General features: G+C 71.3%; 21 protein-coding genes. 13 read left to right on the top strand and 8 right to left on the bottom strand.

Annotated elements, in window-relative coordinates:
* Positions 1-30: 30 nt before the first annotated feature.
* The gene (locus tag ACFVGY_RS01785; protein ID WP_385669334.1) at positions 31-462 is read left to right on the top strand and encodes a hypothetical protein; all 432 of its coding nucleotides are present in this window, start codon (positions 31-33) and stop codon (positions 460-462) included.
* Positions 463-576: 114 nt separating this feature from the next.
* Here the strand turns inward: ACFVGY_RS01785 and ACFVGY_RS01780 are convergent, their stop codons facing one another.
* From ACFVGY_RS01780 to ACFVGY_RS01750, 7 genes are all read right to left on the bottom strand, one after another.
* Positions 577-1,308, bottom strand: coding sequence for a hypothetical protein (locus ACFVGY_RS01780; RefSeq protein ID WP_385669332.1), 732 nt, complete (start codon positions 1,306-1,308; stop codon positions 577-579).
* A gap of 205 nt (positions 1,309-1,513) precedes the next feature.
* On the bottom strand, positions 1,514-2,098 hold the full coding sequence (locus ACFVGY_RS01775) for an ATP/GTP-binding protein (RefSeq protein ID WP_385669329.1): 585 nt from the start codon (positions 2,096-2,098) through the stop codon (positions 1,514-1,516).
* A 25-nt stretch (positions 2,099-2,123) separates the two neighbouring features.
* A complete protein-coding gene (locus tag ACFVGY_RS01770; RefSeq protein ID WP_385669326.1) occupies positions 2,124-2,609 on the bottom strand; it encodes a DUF742 domain-containing protein in 486 nt (161 codons plus the stop codon).
* Positions 2,609-3,019, bottom strand: a complete 411-nt coding sequence (locus ACFVGY_RS01765) for a roadblock/LC7 domain-containing protein (RefSeq protein ID WP_360633022.1) — start codon at positions 3,017-3,019, stop codon at positions 2,609-2,611. Before ACFVGY_RS01765 ends, ACFVGY_RS01770 begins: the two co-directional genes overlap by 1 nt.
* A complete protein-coding gene (locus ACFVGY_RS01760; RefSeq protein ID WP_385669323.1) occupies positions 3,016-5,454 on the bottom strand; it encodes a nitrate- and nitrite sensing domain-containing protein in 2,439 nt (812 codons plus the stop codon). The genes ACFVGY_RS01765 and ACFVGY_RS01760 overlap by 4 nt, the downstream gene beginning before the upstream one ends.
* A gap of 184 nt (positions 5,455-5,638) precedes the next feature.
* Positions 5,639-6,271, bottom strand: a complete 633-nt coding sequence (locus ACFVGY_RS01755) for a response regulator (RefSeq protein WP_385669320.1) — start codon at positions 6,269-6,271, stop codon at positions 5,639-5,641.
* A complete protein-coding gene (locus tag ACFVGY_RS01750) occupies positions 6,264-7,577 on the bottom strand; it encodes a histidine kinase (protein ID WP_385669317.1) in 1,314 nt (437 codons plus the stop codon). Before ACFVGY_RS01750 ends, ACFVGY_RS01755 begins: the two co-directional genes overlap by 8 nt.
* Positions 7,578-7,743: 166 nt before the next feature.
* On the opposite strand from ACFVGY_RS01750, the gene ACFVGY_RS01745 reads away from it, so the two are divergent.
* The 3 genes from ACFVGY_RS01745 to ACFVGY_RS01735 all read left to right on the top strand — a co-directional run bounded on the left by ACFVGY_RS01745 (position 7,744) and on the right by ACFVGY_RS01735 (position 10,425).
* Positions 7,744-8,286, top strand: coding sequence for a hypothetical protein (locus ACFVGY_RS01745; RefSeq protein WP_385669314.1), 543 nt, complete (start codon positions 7,744-7,746; stop codon positions 8,284-8,286).
* Between the two features lie 91 nt (positions 8,287-8,377).
* Positions 8,378-8,860, top strand: coding sequence for a PH domain-containing protein (locus ACFVGY_RS01740; protein ID WP_385669311.1), 483 nt, complete (start codon positions 8,378-8,380; stop codon positions 8,858-8,860).
* Positions 8,857-10,425 carry a PH domain-containing protein gene (locus ACFVGY_RS01735; protein WP_385669309.1) on the top strand — a complete coding sequence of 523 codons (1,569 nt, stop codon included), beginning with the start codon at positions 8,857-8,859 and terminating at the stop codon, positions 10,423-10,425. Before ACFVGY_RS01740 ends, ACFVGY_RS01735 begins: the two co-directional genes overlap by 4 nt.
* 99 nt (positions 10,426-10,524) lie before the next feature.
* Here ACFVGY_RS01735 and ACFVGY_RS01730 read toward each other — a convergent pair whose 3' ends face one another.
* The gene (locus tag ACFVGY_RS01730) at positions 10,525-12,099 is read right to left on the bottom strand and encodes an MFS transporter (RefSeq protein ID WP_385669306.1); all 1,575 of its coding nucleotides are present in this window, start codon (positions 12,097-12,099) and stop codon (positions 10,525-10,527) included.
* A 79-nt stretch (positions 12,100-12,178) separates the two neighbouring features.
* Between ACFVGY_RS01730 and ACFVGY_RS01725 the strand changes: the two genes are divergently transcribed.
* The 9 genes from ACFVGY_RS01725 to ACFVGY_RS01685 all read left to right on the top strand — a co-directional run bounded on the left by ACFVGY_RS01725 (position 12,179) and on the right by ACFVGY_RS01685 (position 19,689).
* On the top strand, positions 12,179-12,349 hold the full coding sequence (locus tag ACFVGY_RS01725) for a ribbon-helix-helix protein, CopG family (RefSeq protein ID WP_385669303.1): 171 nt from the start codon (positions 12,179-12,181) through the stop codon (positions 12,347-12,349).
* The gene (locus ACFVGY_RS01720) at positions 12,346-12,687 is read left to right on the top strand and encodes a VOC family protein (RefSeq protein WP_385669300.1); all 342 of its coding nucleotides are present in this window, start codon (positions 12,346-12,348) and stop codon (positions 12,685-12,687) included. The genes ACFVGY_RS01725 and ACFVGY_RS01720 overlap by 4 nt, the downstream gene beginning before the upstream one ends.
* 336 nt (positions 12,688-13,023) lie before the next feature.
* Positions 13,024-14,127: an NAD(P)/FAD-dependent oxidoreductase gene (locus ACFVGY_RS01715; protein WP_385669297.1), complete on the top strand. Its 1,104-nt coding sequence runs from the start codon at positions 13,024-13,026 to the stop codon at positions 14,125-14,127.
* 419 nt (positions 14,128-14,546) lie between these two features.
* Positions 14,547-15,512 carry a hypothetical protein gene (locus ACFVGY_RS01710; RefSeq protein ID WP_385669295.1) on the top strand — a complete coding sequence of 322 codons (966 nt, stop codon included), beginning with the start codon at positions 14,547-14,549 and terminating at the stop codon, positions 15,510-15,512.
* Positions 15,505-16,632: an NAD(P)/FAD-dependent oxidoreductase gene (locus tag ACFVGY_RS01705; protein WP_385669292.1), complete on the top strand. Its 1,128-nt coding sequence runs from the start codon at positions 15,505-15,507 to the stop codon at positions 16,630-16,632. The genes ACFVGY_RS01710 and ACFVGY_RS01705 overlap by 8 nt, the downstream gene beginning before the upstream one ends.
* A gap of 69 nt (positions 16,633-16,701) precedes the next feature.
* Positions 16,702-17,739, top strand: a complete 1,038-nt coding sequence (locus ACFVGY_RS01700; protein WP_385669289.1) for a class I SAM-dependent methyltransferase — start codon at positions 16,702-16,704, stop codon at positions 17,737-17,739.
* Positions 17,736-18,116, top strand: coding sequence for a cupin domain-containing protein (locus ACFVGY_RS01695; protein WP_385669286.1), 381 nt, complete (start codon positions 17,736-17,738; stop codon positions 18,114-18,116). The genes ACFVGY_RS01700 and ACFVGY_RS01695 overlap by 4 nt, the downstream gene beginning before the upstream one ends.
* Entirely contained in the window at positions 18,113-19,174 is a 1,062-nt protein-coding gene (locus tag ACFVGY_RS01690) for a pyridoxal phosphate-dependent aminotransferase (protein WP_385669283.1), read from the top strand. The genes ACFVGY_RS01695 and ACFVGY_RS01690 overlap by 4 nt, the downstream gene beginning before the upstream one ends.
* Before the next feature lie 44 nt (positions 19,175-19,218).
* The gene (locus ACFVGY_RS01685) at positions 19,219-19,689 is read left to right on the top strand and encodes a VOC family protein (RefSeq protein ID WP_385669280.1); all 471 of its coding nucleotides are present in this window, start codon (positions 19,219-19,221) and stop codon (positions 19,687-19,689) included.
* Positions 19,690-19,745 lie beyond the last annotated feature (56 nt).

Raw genomic sequence — 19,745 nt, 5'->3', positions numbered from 1 at the left:
CAGTCCGCGGACTCCCAGGGAGAGGCGCTCATGTCCCATCCGGTTCCGGCACTCGCCGTCGCGGTCCTCTGCGCCTCCGGCTGTGTCTGGTACGTCCCCGCGATCGCGGACGTACGCGCGGGCGCCGACCGCCCCGCATCCCGCCGGACGGCGGCTGCGGCCTGCCTGACCGGCTGGGGAACCGCGGCGCTCGTCATCCCCCTGCTGCTGGCGTCGGCACCCGGGGCGCTCCTCGCCGCCGTGGTGGGCGCGGGAGCCGCATCGTCGGCGGCCCTGCTCCTCCACGGCCGGGCCCAGCACGGCGACGAACAGCGGGAAGAGGCCCGGCGCTGGGCGGAACTGGGCTGCGTGCGACGGGTGGCCGTGGGCCGCCGACCGGGGCGCGCACGGGTTGCCTGGGCCCTGGCCGCGGCCACCGCCGTACCCGGTACGGCGGCCGCGCTGCTCCTGGCGGGCCGCTGACGACGCGGCACCTCCGGCTGGCGGGCGTCGGTCAGACCAGCGCCCGCCAGCGGGTCGGGGCGTTCCTCGGCCCGGAGGTGCCGGGCGTCTCGGCCCGCGGCCCGCGGCCCGCGGTCAGGCGGGCGAGCCCCAGGCCGTGGTCAGGCCCTCGAGCCAGGCGGGCGGCAGCTCGGCGGCGTCCCACTCCTCCCGCAAGGCCGACGGCGCCGTGAGGAGCCGCTCCAGCACGGCGATGCTGGTGGGGGAGTGGAGGAGGGAGTAGCGGCCGTGGATCGCGATGGTGCTGCCGGGCCCGTACTCCGCGTACATCCGGTCCAGGCGGATGCGGTGGGCGTCGGCGAACCGCGTCAGCTGTCCCGCGTACCCCGTGCGCTGCCTGGTGCTCATCGTGCCGAGCACGGCGGTGAGCACCTGCTCGGAAACCTCGGGATCGAGGTCGGAGACCGTGGTGAACGAGAGGTACAGCGGCAGCACGGCCACCTTCGCCCGCTCCAGCTCCATCCTCCCGGCGGGGGGACGGGCGTCCAGGGCGTCCCCCGACGCATCCGCGCCGACCGCGTCCCTTAGCGCCCGTTCCGCGATGCCGCCCAGTTCGTCGGCGGCGGCTCGGGCCCCGTCGAGCCAGCCGGACGCGTAGCGCTCGCCCTTCTCCGTCGGCGCGGTACCGCCGCGCCCGCTGATCCGGGTGTGGGCGACCGCGAGCGTACCGGCCTCGACGAGCCCGATCAGCTCCCCCGCGTCACCGGGGTGGACCCCCGCCCGGACGAGGAGCTGCACGAGTGTCGTCTTCGCGTTGAGGACGCTGATCGCGTCCAACTGCTGTAGCCCTTCCCCGGCGGGGTTCATGGGGTCCTCCTCGTTCATAGGGGCGCCGGAGCGAGCCTATGCAAAGGTCCCGTGCCTTCTGACGCGGTGCCGACACCCGCCGTGCCGATCGGACGCCCCCCGGGGTCCCGCGGTCGGCCGGCGGTGCGCGCTCCAGACCGCCGTGATCGGCTCCCGGCCGTTCGACCGGCCCGAGGAGAGGGCCCGGCCCGGACCCGTCGGCTGCTCAGCCGCCCGCCGTCATGGCCTGCGGCCGGGCGGGACCGCCGGGGTCTGCGCCGGCCGAGGCGATGAGCAGGTCCAGCAGGGCGAGCAGGACGCCCCGGACGTCCTCGCGTTCGCGGGCGTCGAGCATCAGGACGGGCGTGTCCGGGTTGCGCAGGTGGAGGGCCGCGGCGATCTCCTCCGCGGTGTAGGGCTGTTCGCCGTGGAAGCAGTTGGCGCCGACCACGAACGGCAGGCCCCGGCTCTCGAAGAAGTCGACGGCCGCGAAGCTGCGGTCCAGGCGGCGGGTGTCCACCAGGACGATCGCGCCGAGCGCCCCGCTCAGCAGGTCGTCCCACATGAACCAGAAGCGCTCCTGGCCCGGCGTGCCGAACAGGTACAGCACCACCTCGGCCTCGGTGAGCGTGATCCGGCCGAAGTCCATCGCCACGGTGGTGACCGCCTTGGACTCGATGCCGTCGAGGTCGTCGACGCCGACCCCCGCGGCCGTCAGCCGTTCCTCCGTACGCAGCGGCTCGATCTCGGAGATCGTCTCGACGAGGGTGGTCTTGCCGACCCCGAACCCCCCGGCAATGAGGATCTTCATGGCGGCCGCCTGCCGCGCAGGGTGGTCATATCCGGGCAAGGTTGTCCCTGATTCTCATGAGCAGGTGGACATTGGTGGTCTCGGCGCCTTCCAGCGGCGGCTGGTGGTGGATCAGCCCGCGGTCCGCGAGTTCGCCGAGGAGCATCGTCATCGGGGTGAGACGGATGTGCATCCGCGCCGCGATCTCGGCGACCGCCCGCCCGTCCGGCGGCACGCACATGGCCAGAACGGCACGCCACTCGCTCGGCAGCCCGCTCCAGGCGTGCTCGGCGACCGCCGCCGTGATCGTGGTGTCCATCGTGAGGACGGTGCACGAGGCGGCGGTACGGCCGTCGGTGAGCGCGTACAGCCGCGTCCGCCGGCGGCCCCGGGGCCGCCGCTCGCGCGGCTGCTCCCCGGGTTCCGCGGGCCCGTCCGGCTCGTCCGGCCCGGGCGCCTCCGCCGGTCCGGCCGTCTCCGCCGGCTCGCGCGGTGCGTCGTCCGCCGCCGGGTCCGTCACGTCGTCGGGCATTACGAGGCCGGAGGCTGCGCCTGCTCGCGCTCCGGGGTGCCCAGCCACTCGCCGAGCGCCTGGGCGGTCCGCACGGCCTCGCCGCCCAGCTCTCCCAGGCGCGCCTTGCGGGAGGTCACGACGATGAGGGTGCTGCCCTCCCCGCACCCGACGATGCAGAGGTAGCGGTCGTCCATCTCGACGAGCTGGCGGATCACCCGGCCGCCGTCGATCTCTCTGGAAATCGCCTTCATCGTGGACGCGATGCCGGAGCAGGCGGCGGCGATGCGCTCCGCCTGGTCCCGCTCGAGCAGGTAGGCGCTCAGTCCGATCCCGTCGTTGGACAGGAGCACGGCGCCCTGGATGCCGGCGATCCTGCTCAGGTTGTTGTCCAGGACGCTGTAGATCATGTCGTTCTGTGTCGTCGTCATGGCTGATCCTGTCGGAGCTCTTCTTCCACTGTCTGGGTCCCGTGTTCGTAGTCCGCCCAGGCGTCGGCCACCTCTTCGGGCGTGGCCGGGTCCGGTGCGGGGGCCGTCTCCGGCGCCCGCGGCCCGCGCAGTTGTTCCGTCATGTGGGTCTGCGGGACGCGCTCGGGGAGGGCGGGGCGCCCCTCCCGCCCGGGCAGGGCGGGGCGCGGCTCGCCGCCGCTCCGGGCGGCCGGCGGCTCGGGCCGGCGGCGGCTCGGCAGCCCGGCGGCGGTGGGCAGCGGGGCCGGCTCGGCCGCCCGCGGCCCGGTCACCGACGCCGGTACGGATGCCGGTGCCGGTGCCGACGTCAGGGCGGGGGCCGGTACGGGGGCGGGGGCAAGCTCCGGAGCCCGGTCCGGAGCCCGGTCCGGAGCCCGGTCCGAGGCCCGCTCTGGGGCCCGCTCCTGGGCGGCGGCGGGCTCGGGCCCACGCACCGCCGCCGGCTCCGGGGCGGGAGCGGCCGCCGGGACCAGGAGCTTGCCCGGCAGCACCACGACCGCCGAGGTGCCCCCGTACACCGAGCGCCGCAGCGTGACCGTGGCTCCGAGCTGGTCGGCGAGGTGCCCGACCACGAACAGGCCGAGCCGGTGAGCGTTCTCGGCGAGGACGGCGTACGGCGGTGCGGTGTGCAGGCGCCGGTTCATCTCCTCGTAGAGATAGCCGGCGACGCGCGGCCCGCGGTCCTCGATCTCCACCGAGAGCCCGTCCGTGACCAGTTCGGCGCGGATCACCACCTTCGAGCGGGGCGGGGAGAAACGGGTGGCGTTGTCCAGCAGCTCCGCCAGCAGGTGGCTGATCTGGCTGATGAACTGCGGTTCCACACTCGCCTCGTCCAGCGCCTGCCGCTCGACCCGCCGGAAGTCCTCCACCTCCGCCGCGGCTTCGCGCAGCAGGTCCGCGATGCGCATGGGCTCGGTGTGCGGGTCGGGGATCTCGCCGTCCGCCAGGATGAGCAGGTTCTCGGTCTGGCGGCGCATGCCCACCGTCAGCTGGTCGGACCGCATCAGCTGGGCGAGCAGCGCCTCGTCGTGGCCGAAGGCGTCCTGGATGTCCTCGGTGAGGGCGAGCTGGCGGCTCACCAGGTTCCCCGTGCGCGAGGCGATGCCGGAGGCGAACGCGCCGAAGCCGTGCCGCTCGGCCGCGAGCTGCCGGTGCCCGTCCACGGACACGGCGACGACCCGGGCGAACGCGTCGTTGATCCGCCCGACCTCGTCCCGGTGCCCGCGGACCGTCGGCAGCGCGGACTCGTCGACGGGCCTGCCGCTGTCGAGGCGGGCCACGACGTCCGGGAGGATCCGCTCGGCGACGGCCACCGTACGCCGGTGCAGGCCGTCCAGCCGGCGCAGCACCGACCGGGTGGTCAGCACGACGACGGTCGCGACCAGCAGCAGCCCGGCGCCGCTTCCGCCGACCAGCCAGGCGACCTCGGTCTGCAACGCGTCGGCCTTCGCCTCGCCCAGGGCGAGGACGCCCTTCGCGCGGTCGATGTTGAGGGTGGCCATCTGCACCGAGACGTTGCTGTGCGCCGCGCTCCAGCCGCTGACCTCGCCGGGCAGTTTGATGCCGGTGTCGGTGTCCTTGTTCTCGTGGATGATCGCGTTCTCGATGCGGACCTTCGTCTGCCAGTCCGGTGAGGTGACGATGCGCTCGTAGAACTGCCGGTCCCGCTCGGGCAGGTACGGCTCGACCCACGTCTCGTACAGGTAGCGCTGGGCCCCGACGGAGCTGGTGAACTGGTCGAACCCGGTGGCGCTCAGTTCCCGGGAGGGACCGGCCAGGGCCAGGGCCGCGTCTTCGCGCGCCACCATCTCGGAGGCCGAGAGCATCGACACCACGGGCCGGCTCGCCTGCGTGAGTTCGGCGTCCTCCGTGTGGCTGAACTCGTGCTGGTACACGCGGATGATCTCGTTGATCGCCCCGGTGTAGTAGCCGAGCAGGCGGTCGGGGGTTCCGGTGCGGACGTCCGAGCGCTCCCGGTAGCCGGCCAGGTCGGCGAGGCGCTTGGTCACGTCCTCGAGGGACGCGGTCGATTCGGCGGCCACCCGGCGGAGGTTGGCCGCGGCCCGGTCCGTGGCCAGCCGCCGCTGCCGCAGCTCCTGCTCGGAGCCGGAGGTGCCCGCCCACCGGGCGGCCGTCGCGGTGCGCTCGGCCTGTAGGTCGACCAGGAGCGTGTACAGCGGTATGCCGATCTGCTCACTGGCCTCCACTTCGGCCCGCAGGTGCGCCGACTGCTCCAGCAGCCGATCGGCGTTCAGTACGGTCTGGGTGCCCATGGCCACGGTGGGGGCCACCGCCAGCAGGATGAGCAGGGTGCGCAGCCGCACCGTCCGCCGCCGCGGCCGCCGCTGCCGGGACGTCACGGGTGCGGCCGGTCCTTCGGGTTCTGTGGAAGACATCGTTCCTCGGGGGCGGCCGGGCAGTGGGCAGGAAGCGGGGACAACCTGTCGGTGGCGCTGATCATAACCAGCCACGCGACGCGAACGAATACGTTGAATCCGTTACCTACACGTGCTATGAGCTGCGCATTTGTTGCCGTCCGGAGTCCTGATCGGAACCCAACCGCGATGTGCCCGTGCCCCGTCAGGACAGCAGGCCCCGCTCCAGGGCCGTGATCACCGCCGCGGTACGGTCGGACACCGACAGCTTCTTGAACGACCGCAGCAGATGCGTCTTCACCGTCGCCTCGCTGATGAACAGTCGGCGCCCGATGTCCGCGTTGGTCAGGCCCTGCCGGACCAGTTGCAGCACCTCGCGCTCCCGCTCGGACAGCACCGGCGCCTCCGGCACCCGGGCCCGGAACAGCTTCGGGGCCAGCGACGGCGTCAGCACCGTCTCACCGCGCGCCGCCGCCTTCACCGCGTGCACCAACTCCTCCCGGGAGCTGCCCTTGAGCAGGTAGCCCGCCGCGCCGGCCTCCACCGCGCGCAGGATGTCCGCGTCGTCCTCGTACGTGGTCACGATGACCACCTTCGTCCGCGGCGACTCCCGCAGGATGTGCCCGGTCGCGGCCACCCCGTCCATGGCACCCATCCGCAGGTCGAGCAGGACGATGTCGGGCCGCAACCGGGCGGCCTGCAGCACCGCTTCCTCCCCGGAGCCGGCCTGCCCCACGACCCGGATGCCCTCGTCCAGCTCCAGCATGGCGGACAGACCCTCCCGGACCACCGGGTGGTCGTCGACGAGCAGCACTCCGATCGGCTCGCGTTCACTCATCGGCCGACCCCTGTGCCACCGGGGCCAGAGGCACCGTCACCTCGATGACCGTGCCCGCCCCCGGGCTGCTGCTGACCTCTGCCATTCCGCCGATCTCCTCCACCCGGGCCCGCATCCCGCGCAGCCCGAAACCGTTCCGCTCGCCGCTGTCCCGGCCTCCGCCGTCCCGGCCGGTGTCCGGCCCGTCGGCGGCGGCCGGGACGGCGTCCGCGTCGAAGCCCGCGCCGTCATCGCGGACCACGAGCCGTACCGCATCCGGTGCGTACGTCACCAGCACCTCCACCCTACGGGCGTCCCGCGCGTGTTTGCGCACGTTGGCGAACGCCTCCTGCGCCGAGCGCAGCAGGACCACGCTGACCGCCATCGGCAGCGGCTGCTCCTCGCCCCGGGACGCGCACCGCACCGTCAGCCCCGTCTCCTCCTTCAGCAGGTCGGCCTGCCGGCGCACGGCCTGCACGAGGGAACTCTCCCGCAGCGCGGGCGGGGTGAGCGCGGAGACGAAGGTGCGGGCCTCGGCCAGGCTGTCCTGGGCGACCCGGCCGGCCAGGCCGAGCCGGGAGCGGGCCCGCTCGGGATTCGCCACCACCTCCGACTCGGCCGCCTGCACCAGGCTGATGATGCTGGTCAGGCTCTGCGCCAGGGTGTCGTGGATCTCCCGGGCCAGCCGTTCCCGCTCGGCCGAGATGCCGGCCTGGTGGGACAGCCGCGCCTCGCGTTCCCGGCTGCGCCGGAGTTCGTCGATGAGCGCGGCCCGGTCGGCGCTCTGCTGCACCACCCGTGTGATCCACAGGCCGAGCAGCACCGACAGGGCGATGCCCAGCAGCGAGATGGGCAGCACCGACAGGATGTGGGGATCGAACTGCCCGCCCCGCAGCCACACCACGATCACCGGCCACAGGTTGGCCAGGACGACCAGCGCGATCGCGGAGGGCATCGGCAGGCTCATCATGAGCATGGGGACCACCGCGAACAGCGCGAAGGAACCGCCGAGGTCGAGCGTGCTGGAAGAGGTGAACAGCAGGAACAGCCCGGCGGAGAAGACCGTGTTCCGCCGGCTCTTCGTCCGGAGGATCATGGGTCGACGACCGAGACCCGCGTACCAGGGCACGATCAGGGTCAGCGCGCCGATGGCGAACGCCCGGTGGACCTGGTCCTCGTCAGAGGTGAACAGCAGCATGACGGTGACGAGGTAGGAGATGGCGAAGTAGCCGTCCCACAGGCCGAACCAGCGGCTCCCCGACTCGGGGCCGTACTGCGCGGTCGCCTGCGGGGACCGGGGGGCCTCCTCCTGAGTTTGTATGTGCACGGCACCAGTCCTACCACGCGTGGTGCGGCTGTCCGTCGATCGGTTGACAGCCGGTCCCACCGATCGGTCGTCCCGGCGGCCGGGTCGCCCCTCCTACGGTGGAACAGCGAGGGAGAACCGCGGCAAGGGTTGTCGGGGGATATGCGGAAAGGGCAGGTCCGGTCAGGTGGGTCAGTTCACGACGGCGGTCATCATCTGCGGAACGGTCCTGGCCGTCATCCTCGCGGCCGACTCCGGGAGCCGGCGCATCACCGCCGGACGGATAGCCGCCCCCGCACTGGCGGCCGTCGCCGTCATCGCCGCCTGCGTGCGCTCCTTCCCGACGGCGGGCAACGACCCCTCGCTGCACCTCGCCGCCCTCGGTGTGGGGGGCATCTGCGGGCTCGTCGCGGCCTCCTTGCTCTCCGCCCACCGGGACCGTGCGGGGGACGTCCGCAGCACCGGCGGCGTCGGCCACGCGGCGGTCTGGATCCTTCTGACCGGTCTCCAGATCCTCTTCGCGTACGGCTGCGAGCATTGGTACGGCGCACGCATGACCCGGCTCACCACCGACTACCAGCTCAGTGGCAGCGAGGTGCTCGTCAGTGCCCTCGCCGTGATGTCCCTGTCGATGATGGTGGCCCGGACGGCGGTCGTGGTGTCCCGGCTGCGCGCCGTACGGGCCGCGACGGGGCCGGTGGTGGATGAGGACGGGAGGGTCAACCGATAACAGTGAGACGTGAGTTGACCGAGGACCGTTGTCCCCCGACGTTTTGTGATCGTTCAGGAATTTGGGTGAAGCAGTGCTAGACAACCATGAATTGAGGCTCCGACCGCCTCGCAACCGGGTCGAGAGCCGGGCGATCGGTTGGTGGACCCTCCAGTCCTCCCTGTTCGCCCTGCCGCTTCCGCTCGTCTTCGGTGTGCTCTACCTCTGCATCCCGCCCGCCCGGACGGTGTTCGGCTGGCTCTTCCTCTGCACCCTCGTGCCCGGCCTCCTGTACATGGCCGTCATGCCCGTCTGGCGCTACCGGGTGCACCGCTGGGAGATGACGGAGGAGGCCGTCTACGCCGCCTCCGGGTGGCTCTGGCAGCGCTGGCGGGTGGTCCCGCTGTCCCGCGTGCAGACCGTGGACATGCTCCGCGGCCCGCTCCAGCAGCTGTTCGGGCTCTCCGGGATCACCGTCACCAGCGCCTCCTCCGCAGGCGCCGTCAAGATCAAGGGACTGGACCACCGGGTCGCCACCGAGCTCGTCGAGCACCTGACCCGGTCCACCCAGGCCGTGCCGGGAGACGCCACATGACGCAGGACGCCTCGCCGCGACGCCCGGACGAGGACGCCGGGCCGGACGCGTGGGGGCGGCTCAGCCCCCGCCTGATCCTCGTCAACCTGAGCGTGATGGCCGCTCCGGTGGCCATGTTCGGCGCCACCTCCGTCCTCACCGGCGGTGACCTGAACCTCCAGGCTCTGATCACGCTGCTCTCGTTCTTCATCACCTGCGTCGTCATCGCCGGCATCAGCATCATGCGGCTCATCACGACCCGCTACCGGATCACCGAGGACCGGGTGGAGCTCCACAAGGGGCTGCTGTTCCGCAGCCAGCGCTCGGTGCCCGTCGACCGCATCCGCAGCGTCGACCTGACCGCCAACCCCCTGCACCGGATCTTCGGCCTCACCTCGCTCAAGGTCGGCACCGGAGAGCAAGGCGGCTCCGAGGCCGGCGGGCTGTCCCTGGACGGCCTCAGCGCCCGCGACGCCGCCGCGCTCAGCCGGCAGCTGACCGAGCTCCGGCAGGCACGCCGCGGCCCGTCGTCCGCCGGAACCGACACCGACGCCGCCATAGCCGAACTCGACTGGGCATGGCTGCGGTACGCGCCGCTGACGGTCTGGGGCGTCGGCGGTGTCTTCATCGCCGTCGCGAGCACCTACCGCACGCTGCACGAGATGAAGATCGACCCGCTGGAACTCGGCATCGTCAAGGACCTCACGGACCGCTTCGGCTCCGTGCCCCTCTGGTTCGGCCTCCTCGTGACCCTCGCCGTCATCGTCGTGATCGGCGTCATCGGATCGACGGTCACCTTCATCGAGGGCTGGGGCGGCTACCGTCTCGAACGCGCCGAGGCGGGCATGCTCCGCATCCGCCGCGGCCTGCTGATCACCCGCTCCGTCAGCATCGAGGAGCAGCGCCTGCGCGGTGCCGAGGTGGCCGAGCCGCTGCTGCTGCGCTGGGCCGGCGGAGCCCGTCTCAAGGCCGTCGCCAGCGGCCTCGGCGACGCCGACGAGAACAGCAGCCGCAGCAAGCTCACCCCGCCCGTACCCCTGGCCCTGTCCGGCCGGATCGCGGCCGACGTCCTGGGCGAGGCCGCCTCCCCGACGGTCGAGGCGGTGCTCGTACCGCACCCCCGGGCCGCCCTGCGGCGCAGGCTCAACCGCGCCCTGGTGTACGCGGCCCTGGTCGCCGCGCCGTTCATCGGCCTCGGCCTGTGGCTGACGCCGGTCCTCGTCCACACCGGCTGGATCACCGGCCTGGCCCTGCTGGCCATCGGCACTGCCTTCGCCTTCGACGCCTACCGCAGCCTCGGGCACGCCGTCCACGGCCGCTATGTGGTCACCCGTTCCGGCACCTTCAACCGCCGTACCGTCGCCCTCCAGCGGGACGGCGTCATCGGCTGGTCCATCACCCGGTCGTTCTTCCAGCGCCGAGCCGGCCTGCTCACCCTCGGTGCCGCCACGGCCGCCGGGAACGGCGTCTACAAGGTCCGCGACGTATCGGTGTCGGAGGGCCTCGCCCTCGCCGAGGAGGCGGTGCCCGGCCTGCTCGCCCCGTTCATCGAACAGCGCCGCCGCCACGCCACCGACTCCCGCTAGAGCGCGGGGGCCGGTACGGAGAACAGCACTGCACACGACGGGCCTGTCGTGTGCAGTGCTGTTTCGCCGGGGGAGGCAACGGTCAGGGGGTGCGCTGCCTCAGCGGGCCGGGGAGGCCTCGGTGTTCTGCGGCTGGGACGGCGGTCGGCCGGGCCCGCCGCCGGGGGGACCCTGCGGGACGAAGTCCTTGGCGCGGATGAGGGCGAAGGCCAGGACGCCGCCCACGAGCGCCAGGATGCCGCTGACGAGCAGCAGGTCGTTCAGGGACGCTGCGAAGCCGGCGTGGACCGCGCTCTCCACCTGCGCGCGGAACTCCGCGGGAGCCGAGGCGATCGCCTGCTCGGGAGCGCCCGTGCGGATCGCGTCCGCGATCTGGTCGGTACGCCCCGCGAGCGCGGGGACGTCCGAGAGCCGCTCCCGCAGGGAGTCGTGCAGCGACGCGGTGAAGATCGAGCCGTACAGGGCGATGCCGACGGCGATGCCGATCTGACGGAAGGTCTGGTTCACACCGGAGGCCATGCCGGCGCGCCAGACCTGGACGACGCCGACCGCGGTCGAGGCCAGTGGCGGGTTGACCATGCCGGCGCCGATGCCCGTGACGATGAAGCCGGGGATGAGGTGCGTCCAGCCCGACTCGGCGGTCACGCCCCTCATCAGCAGCAGGCCGATGCCCACGACGACCAGGCCCGGGCCGATCAGCCACTTGGTCGGGACACGGCTCATGACCCGGCCCGTCACCATGGCCGCGACGAGGGTGAAGCCGGAGCTGACCAGCAGGCGGATGCCGGTGCCCATGGCGCTGAAGCCGAGGCCGTTCTGCAGGTAGAGCACGATGTAGATGAACATCGCGAACAGGGAGGCGTTCATCGCGAACGCCGCGATCGAGCCGCCGAGGAACGTCGGGGTCTTCAGCAGCGACAGGTCGAACATCGGATCGGAGACCCGCGACTCGATGATGACGAACGCCACGAGGAACATCGCCGCCAGACCGAAGCAGATCAGCACGCCCTGCTCGTCCCACGCCGTGTCGCTGGCCCTGATCAGCGCGTACACCAGGCTGAACAGTCCCACGGTGAGCGGCACGATGCCCATCCAGTCGACCCGGGAGGCGCGCGGTGGCCGGGACTCGTCCACCAGGCGCAGGGCGATCGCGATCGCGGCGATGCCGATGGGCAGGTTCACCAGGAAGATGCCGCGCCAGCTGATGCCGCTGGTGATCACACCGCCGAGGACCGGGCCGAGCGCGGTCGCACCACCCGCGACGCCACCCCAGATGCCGAGGGCCACGCCGCGCTCCCTGCCCTGGAAGGTGCCGGCGAGCAGGGCGAGCGAGGTGGCGAACAGGGTCGCGCCGCCGACTCCCTGCACCGCGCGGGACAGCACGAGCGTCATCTGGTCCTGCGCGATGCCGCAGAGCAGCGACCCCGCCGTGAAGACCGTCAGGCCGATGAGGAACAGCCGCCGCCTGCCGTACAGGTCGGCGAGGGACCCGGAGGTGAGCAGCAGCGCCGCCAGGCTTAACGCGTAGGCGTCCGTGGTCCATTGCAGGCCGCTGAAGCTCGCCTGGAGCGACTGCTGGATGTCGGGCAGTGCGACGGCGACGATCGTGACGTCGAGCAGCAGCATGAAGGTAGCGGCGCACACCACGATCAGCGTCCACCATTGGCGTTTCATTGTCCGGAGCCCTCCTCGGCTCGTAACTCGCGTTCTTTCACACGTGGTTCAATGAATCGGCGCATGCTAGCATGCTAGCATGCGTGCAGAAGTCAAGCAGTTCAACGTCTACTTGCCGGTGGATCTGATCCGGCAGATAAAGCACCATGCCATTGAGAACGAGCAATCGCTCTCGGCTCTGGTAGCCGAGGCGTTGCGCACGTATCTCGCCGACCGCGACCAGGAACCACCGAAGGGAAAGCCGGCATGACCACCGAAGGCATCGAAGGCGTCTACCTCGAGACCCACAACTGGGGCAAGGCGGCCAAGTTCCTCCAGGCGCTGGGCTATGACGTCGAATTCTCGACCGAGGAGGGGTCGGGCATGCTCCGCAACGGCAACGGCGCCTACGTCCTGCTCGCCGAAATCCCCGAGGGTCAGAAGCCCGAGGCCCAGGTCGTGCTCCGGGTCGCCGACGCGGCCGAGTTCGAGGCCGACCCGTCCCTCGACGTGGTCCAGCCGTTCGAGGACACCCACTACGGCACCCAGGAGATGAAGGTCCGCGACCCCGACGGTCGCATCTGGAGCCTGCAGGCGCCGAAGAAGTGACGCCGCAACAGCAGTGATCAGCCGCGGCGGCCTGTGCCGCCGCGGCTTTCCGGACGGTCCTCCCGTGGCCCCGGTCGGTCGATCGACGACGGCTGCCCTCATGCGCCCCATGCTCCGCCCCTCCGGGCGAGGGGACCGAGCCGTGACGGATGATCCGTCAACTCACCGCGCACGCCCGCCGACCTGACGCATTCCCGCCGGATTTCTGTGGCCGGTTCACAGCGGCTCCCCATGCTTTCGGCTGATTCATGCCATCGGCCGAACGAACACCCCCGTACCCGCCGCGGTTTCGGAGTGCGGGCCGACGCGGGCAGGCCACGTTACGGGAGACAGCGCATGTCCGATCAGAAGAACACCGCAGAATTGGTCGTCATCGGCAGCGGCGTGATCGCTGCCTCCATCGCCTATCACTGCGCGGAGGCGGGTGTCGACGTCCTTCTGCTGGAGCGGGACCAGGCCGGCGCCACCGCGACCCAGACCGCCGGCGCTTTTCGTACGTATTTCCCCGGCCGGGTGTACGACTCCGAGCTGGTGGTCCGGAGTCTGGCCGATTTCCGATCGTTCGGCGCCACCCTGGGAGCCGACCTCGAAGTGACCGAAACCGGAATGCTCGTGGTGGCGACGACCCCGGAGCAGGCGGCCGAACTCGAAGCGGAGGTGCCCGCGCAGCGCGATGCCGGCGTGCAGCTGGAACTGCTGACCGTCGCCCGGGCCGTCGAGCGGAACCCCTGGCTGGACCCGGCCGGTGTCGAGTTCGCCGTCTGGTGCCCGCAGATGATCCGCCTCAGGGCGGACGAGGTGCTCCGGGGCTACCGGGAGGGCGCGCGCAAGCACGGGGCGCGCGTGGTCACCGGCGTCACCGTGACCGGTCTGGACGCGTCCACGGGCCATGTCGCCACCTCGGTAGGTGACGTCACCGCCGGGGCCGTCGTCGTCGCGGACGCGCAGGGCAGCGGGGAGGTGGCCGCGCTGGCCGGCCTGAAGCTGCCGGTGTGGGGCCAGTTCGCCGAACTGTTCCGTACCGACCCGGTCGGCCAGGACGCCGTCACGACGCCGTTCACCTTCCATCCCGGGGCCGGGCTGAAGACGATGGGGGCGGGGCCGTCCTTCCTGGTCGGCCTGGAGCGCTTCTCCACGGAGCCGGGCATGCGGGACATCTGGCTCCAGGAGGCCACCGACGAGGTGGGGCGCTGGTACCCGCGGCTGCGGGGCGTCACGCTGCACAGCGCGTGGACCGGAACCCTCGACATCACGCCGTCGAGGTCGGGGATCATCGGCCGGGCGGACGGCGCACACGAACGCATCCTGTTCGCCACCGGGTTCACCGGCCACGAGCTCAGTCAGGCGCCCGCCACCGGCAAGATCATCCGCGACCTCCACCTCGGCCGCCACCCCGGCGTCGACATCACGCCGTTCTCGCTGGCCGCCAACGGGGTGTGACCGCGCGAACTCCGGGCTGACCACAGGCGGGGCCGCACGGCCACAGGGCCGCTCACTGGCAACAGTGGGCGGCCCTGCGGCGTTTCGCGGCCCCGCCGCGGAGGCGTCGCGTCGGTGCGGGCTCCGCAGCGCGACCAGTGGTGATGGGGAGTCCTTTACTTTTCGTTTCCCTGAACTAATAATTCCGGCATCACCGCGACGGTCGCCGGAATTCGAAATTCCCTGAATGTGGCCGAGCCGAAGTGACAGAGAATCTTCGATTTGACAAAGAATTCAACCCTGTCGGTCGATTGAACGGCCGTTATCCCTATATTCGATTCGCGACGGCACCGTGCCCGTTGTCGGTATCCAATCCCCTGGAACCTGTCACGCGCTCTCCCCTGGGCGACAGGGGCCGAAGAGCAGGAGATAGGAGTACAATGCGACAAATTGAGATTGCCTGGGAGCCCATCGGCGCCAAGGTTCGCATCACTCTCGACGAGGGGCGCAACTCCGACCTCGTCGAGCCGCTGTGGGCGTCATTGCCGTACAAGACCCTGCAGGGTCACGCCCTGGTGGCCGGCGACTGTTTCTACCACGTGCCGCCTGCCCACGATCTGCTGCACGCGGTCCCGGATTACAAGGTGAACCGCAAGATCCAGGCCGACGGCACGGTTTTCCTTTCCGCGGTGCAGCACCTGACCATCAAGTACGGCGAGCTCACCGAGCCCATGCCGACCTCGCCCATCGGGCAGGTCGTGCCGGAGGACGTCGACCAGCTGCCCAAGATCGGGCAGATGATCTGGGAGGCCGTGTACGGCAACGGCGAGCCGATCATCGCCCACGTCCGCCGCGTGGACGGCCCGGCCGGCCACGCCGTGAAGCGGCTCGACGTCGGCTCCGAGCGGCTTCGGGAGCTGATCGAGCGGATCGCCGCCGAGACCGAGCGGGTCCTGGTCGACCCGACCGACGAGCTCCTCGACATCCACGAGGGCAAGTCCCGCGGCACCTCCGGCGCCGGCACGAAGAAGTCGGTCCTCACGACCCTGGTCGCCGTGAACGGCGAGACCCGTCCGCTGGGCTACGTGAACTACACGACCCTGGTGCGGGCCGGCCGGAACATCGAGATGCCGCTCTCGTCCCTGATCGAGCTGGCGAAGATCCTGCTCGTGAAGCCGACCGAGTTCCTCGGCTACACCGGAATGAACACCCTTTGGGACATCACCAAGGAAGTGGTCGCCGCATTCGACGTCATCACCACGCGCGAGGACTTCGTCGCCCTCATGGCGCAGATGGCGACGTACGTGAATGCCCTCGGGGCGTGGAACCTGCAGCTGTTCCCGTGGGACATCGAAGGCGACAACTGGGCCTACCGGCCGACCATCACGAGGGGTGCGAATGTCTGAGCAGAAGAACACGGCGGAAATGCTGGTCATCGGCGGAGGTGTGATCGGCACGTCCATCGCCTACCACGCCGCGAAGGCGGGCGTTGACGTCGTCCTCGTCGAGAAGAACCAGTTCGGGTCCCGGACCACATCCCAGACCGCCCGTGCCTTCCGCACCTATTTCCCCCGGAAGCCGCACGACTCCGAGCTGGCGTCGCGCAGCCTCGCGGATTTCCGGCAGTTCGCCGCGACCACGGGCGTCGACGTCGGCCTGGAGAACCTGGGCCTGCTGACGATCCTCACCAGCCCGCAGCAGGCGGCCGAGCTGGAGGCCGATCTGGCGGACCACCGCGAGGCCGGCGCCGCGGTGGAGATGCTGACGGCCGAGCAGGCGGTCGAGCTCAACCCGTGGCTGGACAAGGACACCATCGAGGCCGCGGTCTGGAACCCGGAGACGTACCGCATCAAGCCGGAGGCGATCGTCCAGGGGTACGCCGAGGCCGCGCGCCAGCACGGCGCCCGCCTGTACTCCCACGTCTCCGTCACCGGGATCGACAGCGACAGCGGCGTCGTCACCACGACGATGGGCGACTTCACGGCCGGCGCGATCGTCATCGCGGCCGGACCGTGGAGCGGCGACGTCGCCAAGCTCGCCGGCCTGGACCTGCCGGTGTGGGGGCAGTTCGCCGAACTGCTGCACAGCGACCCCATCCGCACCGACCGCGACATCCACAACCTGCCGTTCACCTTCCACCCCGTGTCCGGGCTGAAGACGATGGGCATGGGCAAGTCGATCCTCGTCGGCCTGGAGCGCATCTCGAAGCAGGACGGCCTGCGCGACATCTGGTACCAGGCCGCCGTCGACGAGCTGCCGAAGTGGTACCCGGAGCTGGAGGGCCTCACGCTGCACAGCGCCTGGACCGGCACCCTGGACGTCACGCCCACCAAGTCTGCCGTCATCGGCAAGGGGAGCGGCAAGCACGACCGGATCTTCTTCGCCGGCGGCTTCACCGGCCACGGCCTGGCGCAGGCCCCCCTCGCCGGCCAGATCATCCGGGACCTCTACCTCGGCCACGCGCCGAGCGTCGACCTCACCCCGTACTCCCTCGCCACCAATCTGGCCCGGCTCGAGGCCTTCTGAGCAGGCCACTTCACGCGGCGGGCGGTGCCTTCGCGGCCCGCCCGCCGCATTCCTGAGAGGTGTAGACGATTGACGCCGGTACACGCTTCGACTGAACAGTGGCAGGGCGAGGCACCCACGCCGCTGAACCCCGACACCGCCTTCAACGGCTTCATCTGCGCCCACGTGCTCCACGCACTGGAGCGCCTCGGACTGTTCCAGCGACTCCAGGACGACGGCTCCGTCGAGATCGCCGCGTTCTGCCGGGAGAACCACCTCGATCCCGCCGTCGTCCGCTCCCTGGTGAGCGGCGCCGAATCCTTCGGATACGTCAACGTCCGCGGCGACCGCGTCGAGACGACCCGCAGCGGCGAGGACGCACGCCAGACCATCGGCTTCTTCACCTGGGGCGTCGGCGGCTACCACGACGTCTTCGCGAACGCCGCCTCCGTCGCCCGCGGGGACCGCCGCTTCGGCGTCGACCTGCACCGCGACGAGGGCATGGTGGCCCTCGGCTCGGCCCAGGCGGACAGTGCGCTCATGCGGCACCTCCTGGACCAGGAGATCGCCCGGCTCGACTTCACCACCCTCGTCGACCTCGGCGCCGGCGTCAGCGAGCGGGTCTCCCGACTGGTCGAGGCACGCCCCGGCAGCCGCGGGATCGGCATCGACATCAGCAAGTCCGCCACCGAACTCGGAGCCGAGACCGTCGAGCGGTACGGGCTGCGCGGCACCGTCGAGCCCGTCTGCGCGGACGTGCTCGACATCCTGTTCAACGACCACCGCGTCGAGGGCGCCGACCAGGCCGACGTCGTCATGAGCTTCATGTTCCTGCACGACCTGCTGGTCGACCCGCAGCGCCGCGACCAGGTGATCCCCCGCCTGCGCGCCGCGTTCCCCAAGGCCAACACCTTCCTGCTGGGCGACACCACCGTCCGGCCCGGGAACGGCGACGGCACCCTGCCGATCTTCTCCAGCGGCTTCGAGCTGGCGCACGCCCTCATGGGCGTCCCGATCTACACCCGCGAGCAGTACGAGGAGCTCTTCGACAAGGGAGGCATGCGCCTGCGCAACGCGGTGCCCTTCGGCGCGCCCCACACCTACCTCTTCGTCCTGGAGGCGGCGTGAGCGAGACGACCACCGCCGAGATCGTGTCCGAGCTGCCGATCCCGCTCGCGGTCGCAGGACACCACCAGCCCGCCCCCTTCTACCTGACCGGCGACATGTTCGGCGGCATGCCAGTGCAGATCGCCGGCGGCGAGCTCAGCACGCTCGTCGACAAGCCGGTCGCCGCGCCGCACACCCACGAGGTCGACGAGATATACCTCCTCGTCTCGCCGCTCCCGGGCCAGGCCCGCATCGAGGTCCACCTCGACGGCGTGCTCCACGAGCTGACCTCCCCAGCCGTCATGCGGATCCCCGCCGGCAGCGAGCACCACTTCGTCACCAGGGAAGCGGCGGTGGGGAGCTACTGCTTCGGCATCCTGTTGGGATCCGACCTGTGACTGCGCCCGCCCGGCCGGAGCCGAAGGTCTACAACACCAGCGTGCCCGACGCGGACTCGATGGTGCGGCTGCACCTGAGCGAGAGTCCGTACGGCGCGAGCCCCGCCGCCGTCGCCGCCGCGACCGCGGCACTGGAACGGGTCAGCCGCTACCCCTCCCCGCAGCGGGACGCACTCGTCACGGCGCTCGCCGCGCACTGGGGCGTCTCCGAGGAGCAGATCGCCGTGGCCAACGGCAGCGACGAGCTGGTGCTGGCGACCGCGCTGACCCTCGGGGACCTCACACGGCCCGGCCTGGTCACCGCGGGCACCTTCCCCGGCTACCGCGAGGCCCTCGAACGCATCGGCCGCGGAGCCGTCGCACGGCCCCTGCGGGACGGGGCCATCGACATCGGGGACTTCGCGGCCGCACTGCCCGAGCACGGCATCGGGTACGTATGCAACCCGCACAACCCCTCGGGGACGGCCCTGGCGCAGGAGGACTTCGCCGCCCTGGTCGCCGCGGCGCGGTCGAGCGGTGTGCCGCTCGTCTTCGACGAGGCCTACCAGGAGTTCGGCGACCCGGGCCTGCCCCAGACCCGGGACTTCCTCGACGGGGACGCCCCGGTGCTCGCGCTGCGCACCTTCTCGAAGGCGTACGGCCTGGCGGCCCTGCGGATCGGCTACGCCGTCGGCCCCGCCGACCTCATCGCCGAGGTCCGCCGGACCCTGACCGTCCTTCCGTTCAGCGTCAACCGGGTCGCCCAGGCGGCCGCCCTGGCCGCCCTCGCGGACCAGCCGTTCCTGGACGGCATCCGCAAGGGCGCCGCGGAACGCCGGGAGTGGTTCTACGCGGAGCTGGAGCGGCGCGGCTACCGGTACGTGCCCTCGGAGACCAATTTCGTCGCCGTCCGCGTCGAGGCCTCCGGGGAGGCGCAGGACACCCTCGCCAAGGAGCACGGCATCCTCGTCCGGGACACCGGCATGTTCGGCTACCCCGGCCACCTGCGCGTCTCGCTCGGCACCGAGGACGAGCTGCGCACCTTCCTCGGGGCACTCGACCGGATCAGCGCCGCATAGCACGCGGTCCCTCACCCCCACCCGAACAACCAAGGAGGTCAAGAATGGTCCAACCGATTCCGGACGGCTACGCGGAGCTGACGGCCTACCTGTCCGTCGACGGCGCGAGCGAGGCGATCGCCTTCTACACCGAGGCCTTCGGGGCGAGGGAGCTGGCCCGCTCCACCGCACCCAACGGCAAGATCATGCACGCGCAGATCAAGATGGGCAGCACGATCGTCATGCTGTCCGACGAGCTCCGGGAGGCCGGCCTGCTCGGCCCCCGCGCCATCGGCGGAACCCCCGTCACCCTGTACTTGTTCGTCGAAGACGTCGATGCCACCTTCGCCCGGGCCGTCAAGGCCGGGGCGACGCCGCAGCGAGAGGTCCAGGACCACTTCTTCGGCGACCGGACGGGACAGGTGCTCGACCCGTTCGGGCACAGGTGGACGATCGCCACCCACATCGAGGACGTGCCGCATGAGGAGTTCGAGCGGCGCGCCGAGGAGCACATGCGCAAGACGGCCGGCGGCTGACGCGGCCGTCCCGTCGTGCCGACGGCCCGGGCCCGGGCGTGCGCGTCCGCGCCGCG

It is taken from the genome of Streptomyces sp. NPDC127106 (genome assembly GCF_042677605.1).
Classification (GTDB): Bacteria; Actinomycetota; Actinomycetes; order Streptomycetales; family Streptomycetaceae; genus Streptomyces.
The sequence above is the reverse complement of the archived record's forward strand: the minus strand, read 5'-3'. Positions and strand labels throughout refer to the sequence as shown.